The organism is Lentilactobacillus raoultii (genome assembly GCF_900411375.1).
Taxonomy (GTDB): domain Bacteria; phylum Bacillota; class Bacilli; order Lactobacillales; family Lactobacillaceae; genus Lentilactobacillus; species Lentilactobacillus raoultii.
Genome location: NZ_LS422991.1, coordinates 64365 through 83872, shown reverse-complemented (window position 1 = coordinate 83872; position 19508 = coordinate 64365). Strand labels below are relative to the sequence as shown.

Genomic DNA, 19508 nt, shown 5'->3' with positions numbered 1-19508 from the left:
GTAAAAGTTGCATATATTTTGGTGTAATTATGAATCAATGGTCCGCAGATTATTGTATACTGATATGAAAGAACATTAATTGAAAAAGCAATTTCTAAAATGGGAGAAACTCACATGGCTCAAAAATATTTTGGTGTAATGATGGTTAACGTTACCGGTGTTGAACTGTTGATTGTCAATTTGAAGACACATAAGACGCTTGAAAGGGTAACAAAAGAAATTAACTTAGGCGATGATGTGTATCATGATCGGCCAGTTCAATTTGATGCGGTCAGTCGGGTAGTTGAGGCCTTGACGGGATTCGTTCAAATTTTGCATGATTACGGTGTTGAAAATTATCAATTATGGGGAAGTCAGGCTTTATCACAGGCTGTTAATGCTGACTTCATCACAGATCAATTGTTTTTACACACCGGACTTGAGGTTCGATGGTTGTCAATGAGTGAAGAAGCTTATTACCGTAACCAAAATATCTCCTTAGAACTGCGGGATAAGAAAAAGGCCAGCCATGGAATTGTCTATTTGGTTGGCATCACATCAGGCAACACGTCGGTTACTCGATTTGATGATGGACAGTTTGTAACGTCCACCAATTTTGCGTTGGGGCCAATTAAAATTGCTGAAGATTTGCAAAGTCTAAGGCAGTCGGCACCCAACTCAATCAGCGTGTTAAATGATTATATCGATAGTAAATTGAACGATTTTGATATAGGCGACTTAGCCAGTTTGACGCAAAATCCTAATCCAATCAAAATTATTTTGCTGGGAACTTCGCCAATCAGAGGATTGGTGACCCATTATGAAAAAAATAAGTCGTTGGGTCCGCTGAAAGTTTCGGATTTTAATGATATGGTTGATGACATTGTCGATGCTTCTGATCAATATTTAATTGAGCAGTTGGAAATAAGTGAAGATGCGGTGCCGCTCATTTTGCCTGAATTATTATTGATTAGGCGAATCCTTCAGTTGACGGGTGCAAAGGAATTGAGCTTCTCGGATTCAGGGGTGGTTGATGGACTGGTTAATAACGAAGAAGTGGCCTTGGGATTTTCCAAACATGACTTTACCTATCAAACAATTACTATGGCAACCAACCTGGCAGATCATTATGACGTTGAGCCGGTTCACAGAGATCTGGTAACCAAGTTTGCGCTTCACCTATTTGATCAGTTAAAGCCACTGCATATGTTAGGACCTCGAGAACGGGTTTTACTGCAGGTTGCATCAATTTTACATGATGTCGGTAACTACGTTGGGGTCCATGCTCATTATATCCATTCTGAGTATATTATTCGTCATTCTGATATTATCGGATTATCGCGAATTGAACGGGCTGTGATTGCGGCGGTTGCCCGCTACCATAGTGCGACGACACCTAGTGAAGATTTAAGCCATTTTAGCCAAATTTCGGCAGAAAATCGACGGTTGATTTCTAAATTAGCGGCTATTTTAAGACTGGCGGATGCGCTGGATGATGATCGTCAACAAAAAATCAAAAAAATTTCAGTTTCCATTAAACCGCATAATGTGGTGATCACAGTTTATAGTAATGCTAATCTGGCATATGAGAATTGGATTTTTAATTCAAAAAGTCGTTTCTTCTTGGAGACTTATGGACTAAAAGCGATTCTAAAACAAAGAGGGGTGAAAGGCTAATGGCTAAGGATAAAATTAATTATGAAAATCCAAAGTACTATCGAAATCGTGAATTAAGTTGGCTGGATTTTAATGAACGGGTTCTTGAAGAAGCTCGTGATAAAAGCAATCCGTTATTGGAGCGGGTTAAATTTTTGGGGATTACTCAAAGCAATATGGACGAGTTTGTCATGGTCCGGGTGGCCTCACTGGCAAAGTTGACGGAAGTTCATTGGGATGGTCAAGATGCATCTGGACTATCAGCAGAACAGCAATTAAAGGCCGTTAACGATAAGGCTCATGAGCAATTGATTAAGCAATATACAACGCTGAATCGGATTATTCTGCCGGCAATCAGACAAGTTGGCATTCGGTTGCTTAAGGTGACGGATCTAAGTGAAGAACAGTATCAGTTTATTAAGAGTTACTTTCACGATGAGTTGTACCCTGTTTTAACACCGATGGCCGATGACAGTTCGCGACCGTTTCCGTTTATTAGTAACGATACGTTAAATTTGTCGTTACGCCTAAACAAAAAAGGTGACAGTAAATCATTATATGCGACCCTTCAGGTACCAAGTATTTTCCCGCGGGTTGTCAAGCTGCCGGGAGCACCTAATGACTTCATTTTACTTGAGGAGATCGTCAAACAGTTTGTTGACCAATTATTTGTGAATTACGATATTCAAGAAGTCTCAACTTTCCGAGTCATTCGTGACATGGACTTGGATGTGGCCGAAGAAGATACTTCTGATCTCTTGAAGAAGGTTCAGCAACAGTTGAAGCTCCGTGAACATGGCAAAGTGATCCGGTTGGAAGTGGATTCAGATATTAGTAAAAAATTACGAAAACGACTGGTTCGCGAACTGGAAACCGAAGAAGATTCCGTTTATGAAGTCAATGGCCCAATTGATCTGACGTTCTTGGGTAAATTAGCGAGTGCGGTAACCGGCCATGATGATTTAAAATATCCACCATTTAAAGCCTATCAACCGGAAGCTCTTAATTCGGACCACAATATTTTTGAAGCAATTCAGAAACACGATTGGCTGATGCAGCATCCCTATGATAAATTCGATTCGGTGGTGGAGTTTATCCGACAAGCGTCAATTGATAAAGAAGTTTTGGCCATTAAAATGACGTTGTACCGGGTTTCCGGCAACTCACCGATTATTAAATATCTGGGTCGGGCAGCTCAAAACGGTAAACAAGTCACGGTTCTGGTTGAAGTCAAGGCCCGGTTTGATGAAGAAAATAATGTTCATTGGGCTCGCCAACTTGAACGCATGGGTTGCCACGTTATTTATGGTTTGGTGGGATTAAAAACGCACTCCAAACTATCGTTGGTTGTTCGGCGGGAAGAAAGCGGTATTCGTCGATACGTTCATTTAGGAACCGGTAATTATAATGATGTCACGGCTCACTTTTACACGGATATTGGATTACTAACAGCGAATAATGATATCGGCATTGATGTCACAAATATTTTTAACATGTTGTCTGGTTATTCACGACCACCATACTTTCACAAACTGCACATTTCACCGAAGGGCATCCGTGAGTTTATTACGGATCGGCTCGATCAGGCCATTGAGTATGCTAAAGCCGGTCGGCTGGTTCATGTGCGCATGAAGATGAATTCACTGTCGGATAAGGATATGATCGCTGAAATGTACAAAGCTTCTCATGCCGGTGTTCAAATTGATCTGATTGTGCGGGGAATTTGCTGTCTAAAGACCGGCATCAAGGATGTGAGTGATCACATTCAAGTTCATTCTATTGTTGGCCGCTTCTTGGAGCACAGTCGGATTTATATCTTTGATTTCGATGGTGAAAAGCAGGTATACTTGTCGTCCGCAGATTTAATGACTCGGAATTTGAATCGGCGGGTTGAACAACTATTTCCGGTAGAACAGCCTGATTTGACACAGCGGGTGCTGAAAATTTACAGTACCATGTGGGAAGATAATGTTAAAACACGGGTTCTTGATGCTGATGGAACATATAAGCGAGTTGATCGCAGAGGTCGGGCACCACTCAATTCTCAGGACTATTTTGCAAGCCAAGCAACCAAGTTGGCAGAGCAGCAGCAATCTGAAACGCATAAACAAAATCCAAATCAATTTCAGCCAATGATGAGTCCTGAGAACCAGCCCGACCCATTAGGTGAAGAAGATCAGGATGGGGGAAATGAATCATAATGGAAAATTTTGCCGTCATTGACTTAGGTTCCAATTCAGTTCGGATGACAGTCAGCCGAATTAATGGAGATGGCACCTATGATAATGTGACCCAAATGAAAGAATATGTTCGGCTATCTGAAAACATGGGGCCTGAAAAGATTCTTCAGCCAGCAGCGATTGAACGAACCTTGGCTGCGTTGCGGTCTTTTAAAGACGTTTATTCGAAACTGGAGAATTTAAAGTTAAAAGCTGTTGCGACGGCAGCAGTTCGTCAGGCAACCAATCAGAAAGAATTTTTAAAAAAGGTTAAATCTGAAATTGGCATTAAATTAGAGGTCATTTCCGGTGCTCAGGAGGCCTATTACGATTATGTTGGCGTAAGTGAGACATTACCGGCAACTAACGGCGTTATTATCGATACCGGGGGTGCCAGCGCGGAGATTATTTTGGTCCAGAACAGTAAGGTGTCAAACTTAATCAGTATTCCCATTGGTTCAGTCACACTATCTTCCAAATTTGATTTAGGAGATAAAATTCTGCCGGAACAGCTTTTTAAAGCCGTGATTTTTATTAACGAAATCTTCCAGAGTGTCTGGTGGCTCAAAAATGGATTAAACTTACCGATTATTGCACTGGGTGGCAGTAACCGGACACTTGCCAAAATTAATCGACGACTTAATAAATTTCTTGATATTGACGATATTCACGGTTATCAGTTGCGGGATACGCAAGTTAATGAAACTTTCGAAAATATCGTTAGTCATGATTTGGCAGGACGAAAACAGGTTCCCGGGATCAGTAAAGCCCGAGCTGACATTATTGTCGGTGGCTTAATTCCGGTAATCTTCTTGATGAACTATCTTGATTCGGATCGAATTACATTTTCCACCAGTGGTCTTCGAGAAGGGATCTTATTTGAACGGCTGCATGACATTTTGAAAGAGAATGTCGCCGGCAAATCGCTTTAAATTAATTGATATAATTAATAGCAATCGCGGCAGTTGGGTGAAATAGAAGTCACCTGACTGCCGCGATTAATTTTAAAATGATTATAATTTTGAACGCTTCATGCCTTCTTCCAATAACTTAACCGGTCGGATGAAGAAACGCTTGAGTGGGGTGATTAGCAGAAAGATACTGCCAAATAGTGCCAAAGTTAAAAGTAATCGACTAAAAGTTCCCCAATCTGGTCCCGCAATCGCTTCCCGAAAGCCACGGATGGCGTAAGTGAACGGTAAAAGTGGTGCCAACGCTGATAAATCGCGTGGAATTGTTTCTAAAGGATAGATGCCACCAGTCCCAAAAATTTGGACAATTAATAGGAGAACGCCAAAGACTTTACCGGCATTGCCGAAAAGAAAGACCAACGTGAACAGTATGACCGAGAAAACCAGTGTTGTCGTGTAAGCAATGGCTAATAATGCGATCAAACTGCTGGGTCGAATTCCCAAGATGAGCAATTCGCCTAGCAAGGTAAAGGTCGTTTGAGTCACTGAAAAAGTCAGAAATAGTCCTAATTTGCCAACGTATTGTTGGATGAGGTTGGGCTTGGGAAGTCGTTGGTCGACAGAAAGCCGGTACCGCCAAGTGATAATGGCAGTTAATAGTAGAATACCAACCCAAACTGAGAGAACCGCATAGAATGGCATAGCCGCGTAGCCAAATTTCCCTAGATTATAAAGCTCAGTATTTTTAAGACTGATGGGTGACGAAAGTAAATTTGAAAGGCTTGGGTTCTTCTCTAAAATTGCAGTTAATTGAGTGAGATTTTGATTGTTGATAAAATCAGCTTTCTGGTCTAAATCACGAAGCGTTTTTCTAACGTTATCCAATCGATGATTAACTTTGCTAATTCGACCGGAAGATAGGGTACTGGCTGCTGTACCGGCACTTTGCAACGCCTGCAATTTTGGAATCAGGTTTTGCAACGTCTGAACAACTGAACTGTCATTATTAAGACTATTGCGGGTAAGGTTGTCCAAGTTATCTAAAGATTGACTGGTCGTCGCATTAAAGGTGGTTGTGGCGGCTTCAATGCGATTGGCTAATTGATTGTCAGTGCGTGACAGCTGGGAAATCAACTGCTTCATTTGCTGATTACTTACAGCTTGATGGTTGGTCAGCCGTTTTAACTTTGAAATGGGTTGGGATTGGCGGTTAAAGCCGGCTTTAAGGTGGGCTAACGATTTGATCAGTGTGGTTGTTCCGCTGGTTGGCAATAGATTGTTCAAAACGGCCAGGACTCTTAATTGCTTGTTGATCTGATTGATGACAGCATCATTTAGAGAAGCAACTTGAATAATTTCGGTTTTCAGTAACGACGGGTTATGATTAGTATCAATCAGGGTTGAAAGATTGGTCAACATGGATTGAAGTCGATCATTTTGTGAATGAAGGGTTTCCAGACCGGTTGACAATGAGCTGCGAGCGGCGTTAATTGTCCGACTAGTGGCCATGTTAAGGCTTTTACCATGGTTAATAATGGATTGCAGATGATTAATTTGTGATGAAACTTTCGGCAGGTTCTGGTTGATATCTTTTAAGTAAGCTCGAACATCGGCAGAATGTTGATTTAAACGATTTAGATAGGCTTTTGTTCGGTTAATTGTCGAAATGGCGTTGAGTAAAGAGGAACGAATCTGTAAAATTTGAGGCTTCTTGGTGTCCAGTTTTTTGCCAACAAGGTTCATTTCTTGTAAGACTTCACGTCCCGTTACTTTGGTAAAATTTGTTCGAATTCGTTGAGTGAGGGTATCTCTGGCCTGCCCAGAAATAATTGTGGCGGCCGGATTTAATTTCTCGTTGGATTTGTAAATGACATTTGGTTTTTGCGGGTTGGCACTGGCCAAAGTTGCCAGTCGACTGGAAAAATCATTTGGAATTTCAATGAGTGCATAGTATTTACCTTGATCCAACCCGTTGTTTCCCTGCCAATCATTGGTAATAACCCAGTTAATTTCATGATTTTGCTTGAGTTCATCGATCACCTGATCGCCAACGTTCAGTGACTTTCCGTTAACGGTACTGCCTTCGTCGTTATTGATCACGGCGATTGGTAAACGACTGGTATTGGCTGGCGAATAAGGGTTCCACGATGCCTTGATGTTAAGCAGGGCGTAGATTGCCGGGATCACGCAAAAAGCGATCAGTGTAATTAGCACTGGTCGACTGTGAAAAATATTTTTGAAATCTCTGGTTAGAAGTGTGACGATCGTTCGCATAAAGAACCTCACTTATGTGGTTTAATAATTTTAAACTTATGTATTGAGGACTGTGGCCTATTATCTGTAGCTACGAAAAGCCGGCTCGTAATATAACGATATATAAGCTCTTTGCTAAACTTAATTAGCTTAATTTGTAATAAATTGTAGCTGTATGTTTTAGCAAACCCGATAGGCCAGCAATAGTCAATGGGCGGAATAATTGTGTCTTGTTAATGGTTAACGAATGCATTACAATCATTATAGTGCATTATGGATAAGAAAACAGCCGAATTTTCAGAAAAAACAGTTATTAAATTAGTGACTTAAAACTATATCGGAAAAGAAAAATGGGGAGCATTAGTAATTACATATTTGTTAAGGGACCGAAGCAAGACGGTGAGTTTTGTTGTGGCTTTTTTTATGAAGGGGGGATCTATGTCTTTGAGAGGTAATTAATGATGTCGAACATTCGGAAGATTTATCATCGTGATTTGCACGCGATTTTTAGTTATCGGGCGGCTTTTATTACGGTGACCGTGTTATGCCTGTTGCCAAGTTTATATACGTTGGTCAACGTTCGGGCAATTTGGAACCCCTATCAACCAAGTGAAGTTGATCATATTCCAGTCGCAGTGGTAAATCGGGATACTGGAACCAATTTGCATCATCAAAAAATTAATTTGGGAAGTCAGGTTGTCGCAAATTTACATAAAAATAACCAAATTGGTTGGCGGTTTGCAAGTCGGGCTAACGCTACCAAAAACCTGCAAAAAGGGAAGTACTATGCCGAGATTGAAATTCCAAAGGATTTTTCTGAGAAATTAACCAGTATTGCCGGAACACATCCTCAAAGGGCTCAGCTGATTTATAAAACCAACACTAAGAACAGCCCAATGGGTGCTAAAATCACGTCAATGGCGGCTAAAACGTTGGTAACCAAGATTCGACAAAAGTTTATCTATGAAGTTAATCGAACAATTTTTTCCTATTTGAATATTGCCGGCAACAAGGCCTCTGAGAATCAGGACCGGATTTTAAACCTAAAAGATCTCATCATTGCGCTAGGCGATAGCATGGGACTGGCTTCCAATTCGCTTGGGACTATTAGCGATACATCAAATAGTTTAGCGTTGGCCTTTACTGAGTTTAAACCAGTGATTAACGCTTCCCAAAATGTTGATTTGTCAGATAATTTGGCTGATGGGCAATCAACGATGCAACCGTTGGTAAAAAAATCTTTGAATCGGTCGTTTACTAATTTTGGCAATAATCTGGCTGGAGCAAACGAAAGCGCCAATCAACTTAAAAGGGTGGCTAATCAACTCAACCAGACCTCGACGACGATAAACCAAAGTGCTTTTGATGCTAAGGCCGATAATCTGACATTGCAATTAGACTTATTGTCAGGACAGGTTCAGCCGTTACTTGAATTTGCTCAGGCATTTAACCGAATTCACTCGACACGAGAAGGCCATGACTTGATCAAGACGCTGGCCAGTGCGGTTAGATTAACAAAAGCTCAAAAGCATCAATTAGCCGTTTTGAAGCAGATAACCGACCAAAACCGTCAACTAAATGCGACGGCTAAGGAGCAGATTAACCAAGGCTTTGCCAAAGTGGCGACATCTTTAAATCAGGCGCTGATTCATTACAATCATGCCGTTAAACAGCAGATGAGCGGCGTTGGGAATGATTTGCTAGCAATGACTCATTCTTCGCAGGACATTTTGGGAAGCTTAAACCGGGTTAAAAAATTAAATAATCAGTCGTTAAATACAGCTATCCAGGGGAATCAATTGGTTGCGTCCACTTCCGGGAAACTAGAGAAGCGGTTGCAAAGTTACAAAGATGAGATCGTGGCGGTCAGCAATCAACTGAAATTAACCAGTGATCATGATATTGCCAATATCATCACGGTTTTACAAAGTAATCCGGACTTGATGGGAAGTGCACTTGCCCGACCGGTTACGGTTAAAAATGAAGATATCTATAAGGTTAATAGTTTTGGGGCAGCTTTTTCGCCGACATATATTGCACTTTCGATTTGGGTCGGCTGCACAATGTTGGTAGCAGTTTTAAAAACCAAGGCGCCCAAGTTGGCGAAGTTTAGAGGGCTTTCAGTGCGTGACGAATATCTGGGAAAATTGTTAACGTTTGGCACGCTTTCACTAGTCCAAACAGTTGTGATCATTGGGTCTGCGGTGGCCCTTTTAAAGATTCACGTCGCCAGTCTTTTTTTAATGCTGATGATTGGACTGATTTCTTCCGTCACGTTTACTATCATTGTTTATACGATGGCGGCCTTGTTTGGCAACCTTGGAAAGGCCTTGGTTGTCATGCTGATGGCGGTGCAATTAGCAGGCAGTGGCGCGATGTATCCGGTGCAATTGAATCCACTGCTGTTTAGAATTTTTCAACCCCTGTTTCCGTTTGCTTACAGTGTCAGCGGTTTTCGCGAGGCCATTGGTGGTGCCAATATGGCAACCGTGATGGTTGACGTGTTCGTTTTGAGTTGCATGGCAGTGTTGGTGCTGGCTGTGGGTTTGTCTACCAAGAAACCACTAAAACGATACACAGATCGGCTTTTAGATGATTTTAAAAAAACCGGGATGAGTTAAAGCTTATCTAAAGTTGAACACAAAAAATGCCAAGGATCATTGTTGCGATCCTTGGCGTTTTTGAGCAGATTATTTTTAGCTAATTCTATCCATCAGTTGTTTTAAACTGGCTTCACGGACACTCCGTGGCAGAAAACTGCGAATGTCTTCTTCACTGAAGCCAACTTGAAGTTGTTCATCGTTAAAAATTAGTGGTCGTCTGATTAAATCAGGGTGTTTAACCATTAAATCAATTAATTGTGATACAGTTAGATTATCCAAATCAACATGTAGTTTCTGGAAAGCATTGGAGCGAGTTGAAATAATATCCTCACTACCGTTTTCCGTTAGTCGCAAGATTTGTTTGATTTCATCGGCATTTAACGGAATTCGCGAAATGTTTCGTTCCTTAAATTCGATTCCGTGGTCAACAAGCCATTTGCGGGCCTTTCGACTAGAAGCGCTACTTGGTGCAACATATAAGTTTAACATAGTTACTTCTCCCCCTTTGTAACCAGCCAACAATAATACATGAGTTATGCGAGATAGGTCATGTACCGATTCGATGTATTAATCATCTCATATTTATTAGGAATGTCAACAGCGATTTTACGGCGTTTTTAAAAATTTATATGGAATTTGCCCGGAACAATTTCAGATAATTAAATCGTTCACAACTAATAATATTGATGCATAGACAGTTTTAGATTTTAGTAAAAGTGGGGTATAAAATGAAAATTGCAGGCTTTGGCGTTGAAGAATGGCTCAATAAGTGGGAAAAGTCAGCGACGTATGATATTTCTCAGAGCACCATTGCTTCCATGACAATGAAGGAAGCACTTTCACTTGATGGTCAAGATGGTGAAGAATTTTACAAAATTTTGGATCAGCAAAAAATGAATTATGGCTGGATTGAAGGGTCACCGGAATTTAAAAAAGAAGTCTCAAAATTATATCGGCATATTCGTCCGGATAACATCCTCCAAACCAATGGGGCAACGGGTGCTAATCACTTGGCACTTTACGCGTTAATTGAACCGGGCGATCACGTTATTTCTGAATACCCGTCCTACCAGCAACTGTATGATATCCCCAAGTCACTGGGAGCAGACGTTGACTACTGGTCCATCCATGAGGATCAAAATTGGTATCCTGACATAGCGGAATTGAAGGCTCTGATGCGACCGAATACAAAAATGATTTGTTTAAATAACGCTAATAATCCAACTGGTACATTATTGGATGAAGCCTTTTTGAAACAGGTTGTGGCGCTGGCTAAGCAATCAGGAGCATATGTGTTGGTAGATGAAGTCTATATGCCATTGGTAGATTCTGAAAGGTTTGTGTCAATTGCAGACTTGTACGAAAAGGGAATTGCGACCAATTCGTTGTCAAAAACGTATTCAATGCCGGGAATCCGAGTTGGCTGGACGGCTTCCAATGCTGAAATCGCCGATCTATTTCGGAAGTATCGGGATTATACGATGATTTGCTGTGGCGTCTTTAATGACGCAATGGCGGTTTGCATCCTTAAACATCGGGATCAGGTCTTGGCTCGAAACCGGAAATTGGTTGTCAATAATCTCAAGATTTATCAACAGTGGCTTGATCACGAGCCGCGAGCCAGTGTGGTGATGCCACAGGCCGTTTCAACTTCATTTCCCAAACTGACAATTCCAGACGATATTGAAGATTTTTGTGTACGACTGTTAAAGGAACAGGGCGTTTTACTCGTGCCGGGAACCCGATTTGATATGCCGGGGAACGTTCGATTAGGGTATTGTGCGGATGAATCAACTTTACGTGAAGGTTTGAAGCGTTTATCGGTATTTTTACGACAGTATGATTAAATGAAATTTCGTTTAAGTCATTAGCCAAGATAGGAAATGGAGTTTTACGTGTCTAAAGTATCTTCGTGAAATGTTTGATATGATTAAGCGGTCGCAGCATTAAATGCGATGATCTATGTCGGAAAATTGGTTACAATACTGCACGATCAGTGAGAAAATGTGTTTTTCTAAGTTTGGTGCCCCTGTATGGCAATTAATTCGAAGCTGCTGCAGGGGGGATTACATATACTTACCTAAAAGTCGTTTTTATCAATGTGTTTGATAGGCTTCGAATTTTCAAAATGCTAATACAAATCGATTAGTTTTTAAGTCTATCTATGCTAGTATAAGCTTGTAAGTGTGAATTTAACTTAATATATTCTTAAGCTATGGCTTAATTATGTTTGACCATTTTTGGAGGTGTAAAGCCCCTTGAATAAAGATAAGGAAAATTTACTATCAAAAATATTCATGACTCAATGCATATTTATGGTGATAGTTCTTGGCATCAGTTGGTTTAAACGATATCCATATCCTAATAATGCTTTTACCCGCGTAGATAGTCATCTTTTCTTTGGCATTTTTCTTGCATCCAGTTTTGTTGGAGTATTGCTAGAAATAATGCACAAAAAAAGGTCACATTTTCTAATTACGGTTGGGGACTTTTTTGAAGTTCTTATTTTTCCGAGTGCTTTGTCTGCAACAATTACCCTATCCTTCTCAGTCCTAGTGGTTGAGTGGCATCTAACATCAGAACTGCTAAGCTATTTCGTTATAATTACTTTTTTCATAGGATTGATACCCTTAGTGTATATTTATATGAGAAAGGCTGAATTACTAGCAAAACGTATAGGATTGGTTATTCTTTTTGATGTGGCTTTTCAAGTTTCTTTAGATCAAATTATTATTTTATCACCTGCCAAAATTTTGCATCCTGAAATTTTGGAGCTGATTTCAGATATAGGATTCATTCTGCTAATAGGTTGGCTTATGCATTGGTGGGGCTATAAGTCTCCTAATCTTTTAAAGTTTGGGGTTAATTCTGATACTCAACTGATAGTATTAACTGGATTGTTTTTGCTTGGATTTGTAATAATTGGCATAAGTACTTTTTCGACAGCAGATAGCTGGTTTCAATTTATTAATCATTGGAATTTTAAATTGCGAGAAGTGCCTCTTTTAACGATTATTGTAACTATGATGGGTAGTTTTGTTGAGGAATGGGAATTTCGGTATGCAGTCCTTTGGCAACTGATTAGGCATTATCGAAATTCTAAAAACCCAGTGATCAAACCAGTAATCATTTCATCACTTTTGTTTGGGTTAGCTCACAGTTTTAATTTGTCCAATCAACAATCAATTGAAGCAACTCTGTTACAAATTGTCACGACTTTTTCTGTAGGAGTTCTTTTTGCAATTATTTATCTATGTACTGGAAGATTGTGGACGGCTGTGTTAATGCATGGTTTGATGGATTTGTTTGGTGGCGTTTTAGCAAGAGGAGCAAGTTTTACTGAAGTTACGCCAAGTTTATATATAATTGAACTAACTTCATTGATCACTTTAATTATTTTACTTGTGGCATTCTATTTGATGTTCAAAAGGTTTGAAGTAATGCGACCAACACTTAAAGATATTACTAATGAACATTAAACTATTAGATAACCTGTCACATAGCACGTCCTTTCATAGGTAATCGTATTTTTATTCTGGTGCTGTATTATATTGATCCGGTACAACGAAAACGGAATTTCGTTATTCTTAGTGAAGTGGCCATTTGTAGAGTGGCTGCTTCTTTTTTGGGATAAAGTTAATGATTTTCTTAAGAGACAGCCGGTTTTTAGAAATCATTGAGCATTTTAAGCTTGGGTTAAGTTGTCACCGGTAATCTATGGATAATCTTTAACGGAAAGGGGATGACGGTAGCGTTATTGAAATGACGGTTAATATCAGCCAGGGAGCTGAAACCGATTAACTTTAAAATGGCTTTGAGATCCGATTCGGCTGTCGAAATAACTCCTCCAATTTATTTTCGTCTCAAGTATCCAGGATTAATAAGTCATTTAATGAAGTAAGAAAGGGAACTTTAAATGTCAAAAAAGCATCTGTACTATACGTTTGGCTGGGTGACCGCAGCGTTGACGGCGGTGATGGTGACCGGCTATGTCAGGAAATCTCATCTAATGTTGCATGGTCAATAAACAGGGCCAATTAACTAAACTCAGCCTCCTAATAAAAGGACGGCTGCGAGAAAAATAAAAGTCACGATCTCAGTACTTTTCGTACTTAATCGTGACTTTTAGTATTATTTCTTATTGATTAATAATTACTCGCTTTTTCAGCCTTTTTTTGATTAGCAGCCTCAAAAACCGATTTAGTCGCTTCCCAAATGCGTTCAGCGATGTCGGCATGGTTCATTGTGTAAAGGTGAATACCGTCGACACCTTCGGAGACTAAGTCAATGATTTGATCGACCGCAAAGGCGATGCCAGCGTCCCTCATGGCTTGCTTACTATCCTGATAACGATCCAGAATGGCACTGAACTTCTTTGGCAGCGGCACGCCGGTGATTTGAGTAATCCGCTCAATCTGCTTTTTATTGGTGCAGGGCATAATGCCGGCTTCAATTGGGACGTTAATACCGGCAATTTCAGTTTTTTCTTTGAAATCATAGAAAGATTGATTATCAAAGAAGAGTTGACTGATCAAGTGATCGGCACCGGCGTCCACCTTGGCTTTCAAATGGGTAATGTCGTCAACAAAGCCGCTTGCTTCAGTGTGACAATCCGGATAACAGGCACTGGCAATGCTGAAGTCGGGACGATTCTTGCGAACAAATGCCACCAGCTCATTGGCGTGATTGAAAACGCCAACCGGTTCTTTTCCCGGAATCCGATCCCCGCGAAGGGCCAAAATATTCTTAACGTTGATTTCGGAAAGGTGATCCAGTAAGTTCAGCACCTGGGTTTCAGTCTGGTACAGCCCGGGAACGTGAGCCACTGCTGGGATATTCAATTGATTTTGAATTAAGTCGGCAATTGAAACGGTTCCCGTGTAATGATCCGACCCACCAGCGCCCAGAGTAACGGAGATAAAATCCGGGCTAATTGACTGCAGTTGCTGAAGCGTTGGTAAAATGGCTTCCTTTGGCGAGTTCTTTTTTGGTGGGAAAACTTCCAATGAGAAGACGGTTTTATCTTTAAATAACGCTGTTAGGCTCATTAATCTCACTTCTTACTTTCTTGGTTGCGTCAACGATGTTTTGCAGACTCTTGAAAGATTCTTCTTCGGTTCGCGTCTTCAAACCACAATCCGGATTGATCCAGATCTTGTCAATTGGCAATTTGTGAACCAACTGTTTGATTAGATCTTCAATTTCTTGTTCCGAAGGGATTCTCGGTGAATGAATATCGTAAACGCCGGGACCAACTTCAGTTTGGAAGTTAGCCGCAACCAGTTGGTCAATCAGAGTAAAGTCGGCACGGGAAGCTTCAAATGAAATGACATCGGCATCCAGGTTATCAATTGCTTTAATAATGTCACCAAATTCACTGTAACACATGTGAGTGTGGATTTGGGTCGAGGCTTGAACCTTACTGTGGACCAACCGGAATGCTGGAACGGCCCAGTCGAGATATTCTGAATACCAATTGGATTTTCTTAATGGTAGATTTTCACGCAATGCCGGTTCATCAATCTGAATAATTTTAATGTCGTGCTTTTCGAGGTCTAGCACCTCATCCTGGAGTGCCAAGGCAATTTGGGTGACCGACTCTTTTGGTGTGACATCCTCACGTGGAAATGACCAGTTAAAGATGGTGACCGGCCCCGTCAGCATCCCCTTAATCAATTTGTCAGTATGGTTTTTGGCAAAAACGGATGCTTTAACGGTGATCGGTGCGGTTCGTGAGATGTCTCCCCAGATAATGGGCGGCTTGACACCCCGAGTTCCGTACGATTGAACCCAACCATTTTGGGTAAAGACAAAGCCGTCTAATTTTTCACCAAAGTATTCAACCATGTCATTTCGTTCGTACTCACCGTGTACCAGGACATCTAAGCCGATTTCCTCTTGTTTCCTGAGAATGCGGACAATCTTGTCTTCGTTGAATTGGTCGTATTGCTCACGGGTAATTTCGCCTTTTCGCAGTTTGGAGCGATTTTGGCGGACATCCTTGGTTTGAGGAAATGAGCCAATGGTGGTTGTTGGCAGTAGCGGCAGGTTGAATTCTTTTTTCTGGATTTTTTCGCGTTCTGCCCGAGCTGGTAACCGGGTGTAATCAGCATCGGTTAAGTTGGCAATGCGATCGTGAACGGCTGGGTTAACTGGATGCTTCACATTACGGAATAGCGCGTCATTCTTTGCTAAAGCGGCTTGACCATCAGCTTCGTCATGGTAGATAGTGTCAAGTTCTTTAATTTCGGCTAATTTTTGAAGTGCAAAGGCTAAGTGTTGCTTGACGTCTGAGGGTAATTTGGTTTCGTCATCTGCTGTATAAGGTACGTGGAGCAGGGAAGCGGAACTGCTTAGAACAACGTCGGCTTTGGTATTTAGCTGATTTAAGAAATGAATGGTTTTAGCATAGTGATTACGCCAAATATTTTTACCGTTAACGACACCGGCAAATAACACCTTATCATCCGGAAAGCCGTTTTCAGCCAACAGATGATTGTTATAAGTGCCTTCGACAAAATCCAGGCCAATGCCGTCAAAACCTTTTGAGACAACATCGTTGTAAATATCACGAATATCACCGAAGTAGTTTTGCAGCAGTAGTTTGGTTGAGTGCTTCTGAGCTAAAATACCATCATAAAGGTCATCAAAGAGCCGTTTTTCAGCAGTGTCGACATCAAAGCTTAGTGCCGGTTCATCAATTTGAAGCCATTTCACACCTTTTTCACTTAAGCGGGCAATTACCTGCTGGTAAGCCGTGATCAGCGCATCAACGTAGTCGCGTGGTTTGGTGTCGTCTAAGAACCGGCTCAATTTGAGCAGCGTGTAAGGTCCAGTGACCACGGCCTTAGCGTTAATGCCTAATGAAAGGGCTTCGTTGACTTCGTTAAAAAGTTTGTTGCCAACCAGCTTAACCTCAGTATCCTTTGAAAATTCAGGAACGATGTAGTGGTAATTGGTGTTAAACCATTTTTTCATCGGCAATGCCTTAACCGTTTCACTGCCTTTTTGATAACCTCGGGCTTGAGCAAAATATTCATCTAATTCGGATAAATTAAGTGCTTTGTAGCGCGATGGCACGATATTTAATAAATTAGCGGTGTCTAGAACGCCGTCAAAGAACGAAAAGTCACCGACCGGGATCAAATCAATGCCGGCATCTCGTTGAGCCAGCCAATGGTTCTTTCGAATTTGATAAGCGGTTTGCTGTAATTCTTCCTGATTGATTTTATGCTTCCAGTAGTGTTCAGTCGCAAATTTTAATTCTCGATGGTGCCCGATTCTTGGAAAGCCGATAATGGTTGTTGTCATAAGTGAAACCTCCTCGATAATTAAAAACCCGATAATCAATTGTTGCTATCCCCAACAATCAATTTTTAAAACTAATTTTTAGGGATATCATTGCTAATCCAAAACCGATGCTCTGAAAAGGAAAAAGCGCCATCATAATCCAAGATTCAGATTACGATGGCGCTTCAAAAGTCGTTAAATGAAGGTACTTCAGAAACTAGATGACGTGGCGTTCAAAAGGCTGGTCTGAAATCCCCTGTGACAAGATTTCCTTGCTCCATTCCTTAGCGGAGAAGAGGGAATGGTCACGGTAATTACCGCAACTGTACTTGTCGGTACCTTGGACGTCTTTCCATTCGATGTCATTGGCGATGGCTTCAAGTGAGCCCTTTAAAGCTTTGGCAACTTCAGTGGTACTGTGCTCGCCCCAAGTGATCAAATGAAATCCGGTTCGGCAGCCAAATGGGGAGCAATCAATAACGCCATCAAGACGGTCGCGCAATAAGCCGGCCAAGAGATGTTCAATCGTGTGCAGCCCCGCTGTTGGAATGGCGTTGGTGTTGGGTTGAACAAGTCGTAAGTCATAATTAGAAATGACGTCGCCCTTTTTTCCAGTTTCTTCAGTGATGAGACGAACGTAAGGTGCTTTAACCTTTGTGTGATCTAATGTAAAACTTTCAACTTTTGCCATAAACTATCAAATCTCCTTAAATTTTTTGTGCGCACAACTACTATTTTAACAGTCACCGCTACATAATAAAATCTTTTCGGAGGTTCAGCAAGTAAAAAGACATCCGTCCCATCCATCAGATTAATCTGACGGAGGGGCGAATGTCTCGCTGTACCACCCTGATTCGTATTACTCTCACAAGTAATACCTCTGAAAGTACCAAAAATGACTAATTGTCATTCTTGAAACTCCGCAATGTAACGGTTGCAGCCGACAACCAAGCGTTAACTTAGTTGTGCTATTCAGAGTTCATATTCGCTGATTGCTCAGGGATCCTTTCTCACCAACCGGATTCTCTTTGACCTTTGTTAAATCAGTTACTCTTCTCTTCAGAGCTTTTTTCTTTTCGGATTAGCATTAAAATTTAATGATAATAATAGACGTACTTTTAATGATTGTCAATGGTTTTGATACAAATGGTGTGACTGACTACCAAAAGTTAATTTGGCCAAACGGCTTTTGCAGTGTCAATGACCAACTTTAACTTCTGCCACTGTTCAGCTTCGGTAAGGTGATTACCCTCCTCGGTAGAAGCAAATCCGCATTGCGGCGAAAGACACAGATCATTAAGTGGGACGTACTGGCTGGCTAATTGGATTCGTTTTTTCAGCAGGTCAGGATCTTCCAAATCAGGCTTCTTAGTTGTGACCAAACCCAGAACGATTCGCTGATGACGGCCGTTGTCAGCGATCTTTTTCAATGGTTCAAAGCCACCGGAGCGTTCGTCATCGTATTCCAAGAAGTAACCATCAATGTGCAATTGTGCAAGGTAGTCGGCCACTGGATCATAAGCGCCGGCACCTGCCCAATGGGAGTCGTAATTTCCCCGGCAAACGTGCATGGTTAAGGTGAGATCAGCTGGTTTATGATCTGCAATCGCGTTGATTGCTTTAACGGCTGCTTCACAAAGTGGTTTTAACTCTGGGTTAATCGTGTTTTTTGAGAAAGAAGCCCACATGCCCCATGAGGTGTCATCCAATTGCAGATAGCGACAGCCAAGGTCGTAAAAATGCTGGATTGTTTCCTGATAAGCCTTAATTTCATCCGCTAGAAAAGCATTGAAATCATGATGATAATACTCGTCGTAAATTTCAGCATCTTCATTTGGAAAGAGAACTGACGGACTTGGGATAGTCTGCTTTGGGGTGATGCCGTCTGGAACAATCTGCTTTAAATAGTTGAAATCATCAAAGAAGGGATGGTTAGGGTTATACGCGAGCTTATCAGTAATCTTGATGCCGCCCTTTCTGGTTTCTTCACCATGAAAAATGAACCCATGCTCGGGTGTGAAAAAGTGGGCGCCCTTCAATCCATCGAGAAAATCCAAATGCCACCAGCTTCGTCTGAATTCGCCTGAGGTAACGTCGGTTAGCCCAAGCTCAACTTCTTTTTTCACTAGGCGATCAATTTCTTGATTTTCAACTTTGGTAAGTTCGGCTTGGCTAATCCGATTAGCATGAAAATCTTCCCGAGCTTGTTTTAACTTGGCCGGTCTTAAAAAACTGCCAACAATATCAAACCGGTTGGGATACTTAATTTTAGTTTCAATTGTCATAAATGGGTCACTCCTAAAAATTAGTGTCATTTGAAGATAAAAAAAGCCTTGGGATCTCAATTCCAAGGACGCATTACCGTGGTACCACCTTTATTTTTGATCGACTCGCATCGATCAACTCCAAAAGTCATCACTAAAAATAGTTAATGACAACTTCGACGCATTAATGGGCGTTACCCAATATCGTCTTACCTCAGCTCGACGGTATCTTGCTCAAAGACCATTTTCATGGTTACTCATCGTTTGCTTCCAGCAACGCAAACTTTCTGGAGATGATTAGGGCCACTACTTATCTTCTCATTGCTTTTTCAT

The 19508-nt window shown here is 41.2% G+C and carries 12 protein-coding genes and 1 other annotated feature; of the genes, 6 read left to right on the top strand and 6 right to left on the bottom strand.

Annotation, left to right across the window (positions count from 1 at the left end; translation table 11 throughout):
• Positions 1-114 precede the first annotated feature (114 nt).
• The 3 genes from ED605_RS09565 to ED605_RS09555 are packed head-to-tail and all read left to right on the top strand — an operon-like array spanning position 115 to position 4786.
• Entirely contained in the window at positions 115-1656 is a 1542-nt protein-coding gene (locus tag ED605_RS09565; protein WP_121978676.1) for a Ppx/GppA phosphatase family protein, read from the top strand.
• A complete protein-coding gene (locus ED605_RS09560; RefSeq protein ID WP_121978675.1) occupies positions 1656-3836 on the top strand; it encodes an RNA degradosome polyphosphate kinase in 2181 nt (726 codons plus the stop codon). The genes ED605_RS09565 and ED605_RS09560 overlap by 1 nt, the downstream gene beginning before the upstream one ends.
• Positions 3836-4786 (top strand): Ppx/GppA family phosphatase, encoded by a 951-nt coding sequence (locus ED605_RS09555; protein WP_121978674.1) that lies wholly within the window; start codon positions 3836-3838, stop codon positions 4784-4786. The genes ED605_RS09560 and ED605_RS09555 overlap by 1 nt, the downstream gene beginning before the upstream one ends.
• 81 nt (positions 4787-4867) lie before the next feature.
• Here the strand turns inward: ED605_RS09555 and ED605_RS09550 are convergent, their stop codons facing one another.
• A complete protein-coding gene (locus ED605_RS09550; protein WP_121978673.1) occupies positions 4868-7039 on the bottom strand; it encodes a YhgE/Pip domain-containing protein in 2172 nt (723 codons plus the stop codon).
• 437 nt (positions 7040-7476) lie between these two features.
• Here ED605_RS09550 and ED605_RS09545 point away from each other — a divergent pair, with 437 nt between their 5' ends.
• Entirely contained in the window at positions 7477-9639 is a 2163-nt protein-coding gene (locus ED605_RS09545; RefSeq protein ID WP_225419103.1) for a YhgE/Pip domain-containing protein, read from the top strand.
• A gap of 75 nt (positions 9640-9714) precedes the next feature.
• On the opposite strand, the gene spx is transcribed toward ED605_RS09545, so the two are convergent.
• Complete coding sequence (spx, locus tag ED605_RS09540; RefSeq protein WP_121978671.1) at positions 9715-10110, bottom strand: transcriptional regulator Spx; 396 nt, start codon at positions 10108-10110, stop codon at positions 9715-9717.
• Positions 10111-10349: 239 nt separating this feature from the next.
• Between spx and ED605_RS09535 the strand changes: the two genes are divergently transcribed.
• A complete protein-coding gene (locus ED605_RS09535) occupies positions 10350-11468 on the top strand; it encodes an aminotransferase (RefSeq protein WP_121978670.1) in 1119 nt (372 codons plus the stop codon).
• Between the two features lie 411 nt (positions 11469-11879).
• Positions 11880-13100 (top strand): CPBP family intramembrane glutamic endopeptidase, encoded by a 1221-nt coding sequence (locus ED605_RS09530; protein WP_121978669.1) that lies wholly within the window; start codon positions 11880-11882, stop codon positions 13098-13100.
• A gap of 666 nt (positions 13101-13766) precedes the next feature.
• Here ED605_RS09530 and metF read toward each other — a convergent pair.
• The 4 genes from metF to ED605_RS09510 all read right to left on the bottom strand — a co-directional run bounded on the left by metF (position 13767) and on the right by ED605_RS09510 (position 19196).
• On the bottom strand, positions 13767-14669 hold the full coding sequence (metF, locus tag ED605_RS09525; protein ID WP_121978668.1) for a methylenetetrahydrofolate reductase [NAD(P)H]: 903 nt from the start codon (positions 14667-14669) through the stop codon (positions 13767-13769).
• A complete protein-coding gene (gene metE, locus ED605_RS09520; protein WP_121978667.1) occupies positions 14647-16932 on the bottom strand; it encodes a 5-methyltetrahydropteroyltriglutamate--homocysteine S-methyltransferase in 2286 nt (761 codons plus the stop codon). The genes metF and metE overlap by 23 nt, the downstream gene beginning before the upstream one ends.
• A gap of 196 nt (positions 16933-17128) precedes the next feature.
• A complete protein-coding gene (locus ED605_RS09515; RefSeq protein WP_003625268.1) occupies positions 17129-17602 on the bottom strand; it encodes an S-ribosylhomocysteine lyase in 474 nt (157 codons plus the stop codon).
• A gap of 478 nt (positions 17603-18080) precedes the next feature.
• Entirely contained in the window at positions 18081-19196 is a 1116-nt protein-coding gene (locus tag ED605_RS09510) for a 5-methyltetrahydropteroyltriglutamate--homocysteine S-methyltransferase (RefSeq protein WP_121978666.1), read from the bottom strand.
• A gap of 61 nt (positions 19197-19257) precedes the next feature.
• Positions 19258-19506, bottom strand: a binding site (T-box leader).
• Positions 19507-19508 lie beyond the last annotated feature (2 nt).

Coding starts and splice junctions, on each gene's coding strand:
- ED605_RS09565 (WP_121978676.1), top strand. CDS start 115: ATGGCTCAAAAATATTTTGGTGTAATGATGGTTAACGTTACCGGTGTT.
- ED605_RS09560 (WP_121978675.1), top strand. CDS start 1,656: ATGGCTAAGGATAAAATTAATTATGAAAATCCAAAGTACTATCGAAAT.
- ED605_RS09555 (WP_121978674.1), top strand. CDS start 3,836: ATGGAAAATTTTGCCGTCATTGACTTAGGTTCCAATTCAGTTCGGATG.
- ED605_RS09550 (WP_121978673.1), bottom strand. CDS start 7,039: ATGCGAACGATCGTCACACTTCTAACCAGAGATTTCAAAAATATTTTT.
- ED605_RS09545 (WP_225419103.1), top strand. CDS start 7,477: ATGATGTCGAACATTCGGAAGATTTATCATCGTGATTTGCACGCGATT.
- spx (WP_121978671.1), bottom strand. CDS start 10,110: ATGTTAAACTTATATGTTGCACCAAGTAGCGCTTCTAGTCGAAAGGCC.
- ED605_RS09535 (WP_121978670.1), top strand. CDS start 10,350: ATGAAAATTGCAGGCTTTGGCGTTGAAGAATGGCTCAATAAGTGGGAA.
- metF (WP_121978668.1), bottom strand. CDS start 14,669: ATGAGCCTAACAGCGTTATTTAAAGATAAAACCGTCTTCTCATTGGAA.
- metE (WP_121978667.1), bottom strand. CDS start 16,932: ATGACAACAACCATTATCGGCTTTCCAAGAATCGGGCACCATCGAGAA.
- ED605_RS09515 (WP_003625268.1), bottom strand. CDS start 17,602: ATGGCAAAAGTTGAAAGTTTTACATTAGATCACACAAAGGTTAAAGCA.
- ED605_RS09510 (WP_121978666.1), bottom strand. CDS start 19,196: ATGACAATTGAAACTAAAATTAAGTATCCCAACCGGTTTGATATTGTT.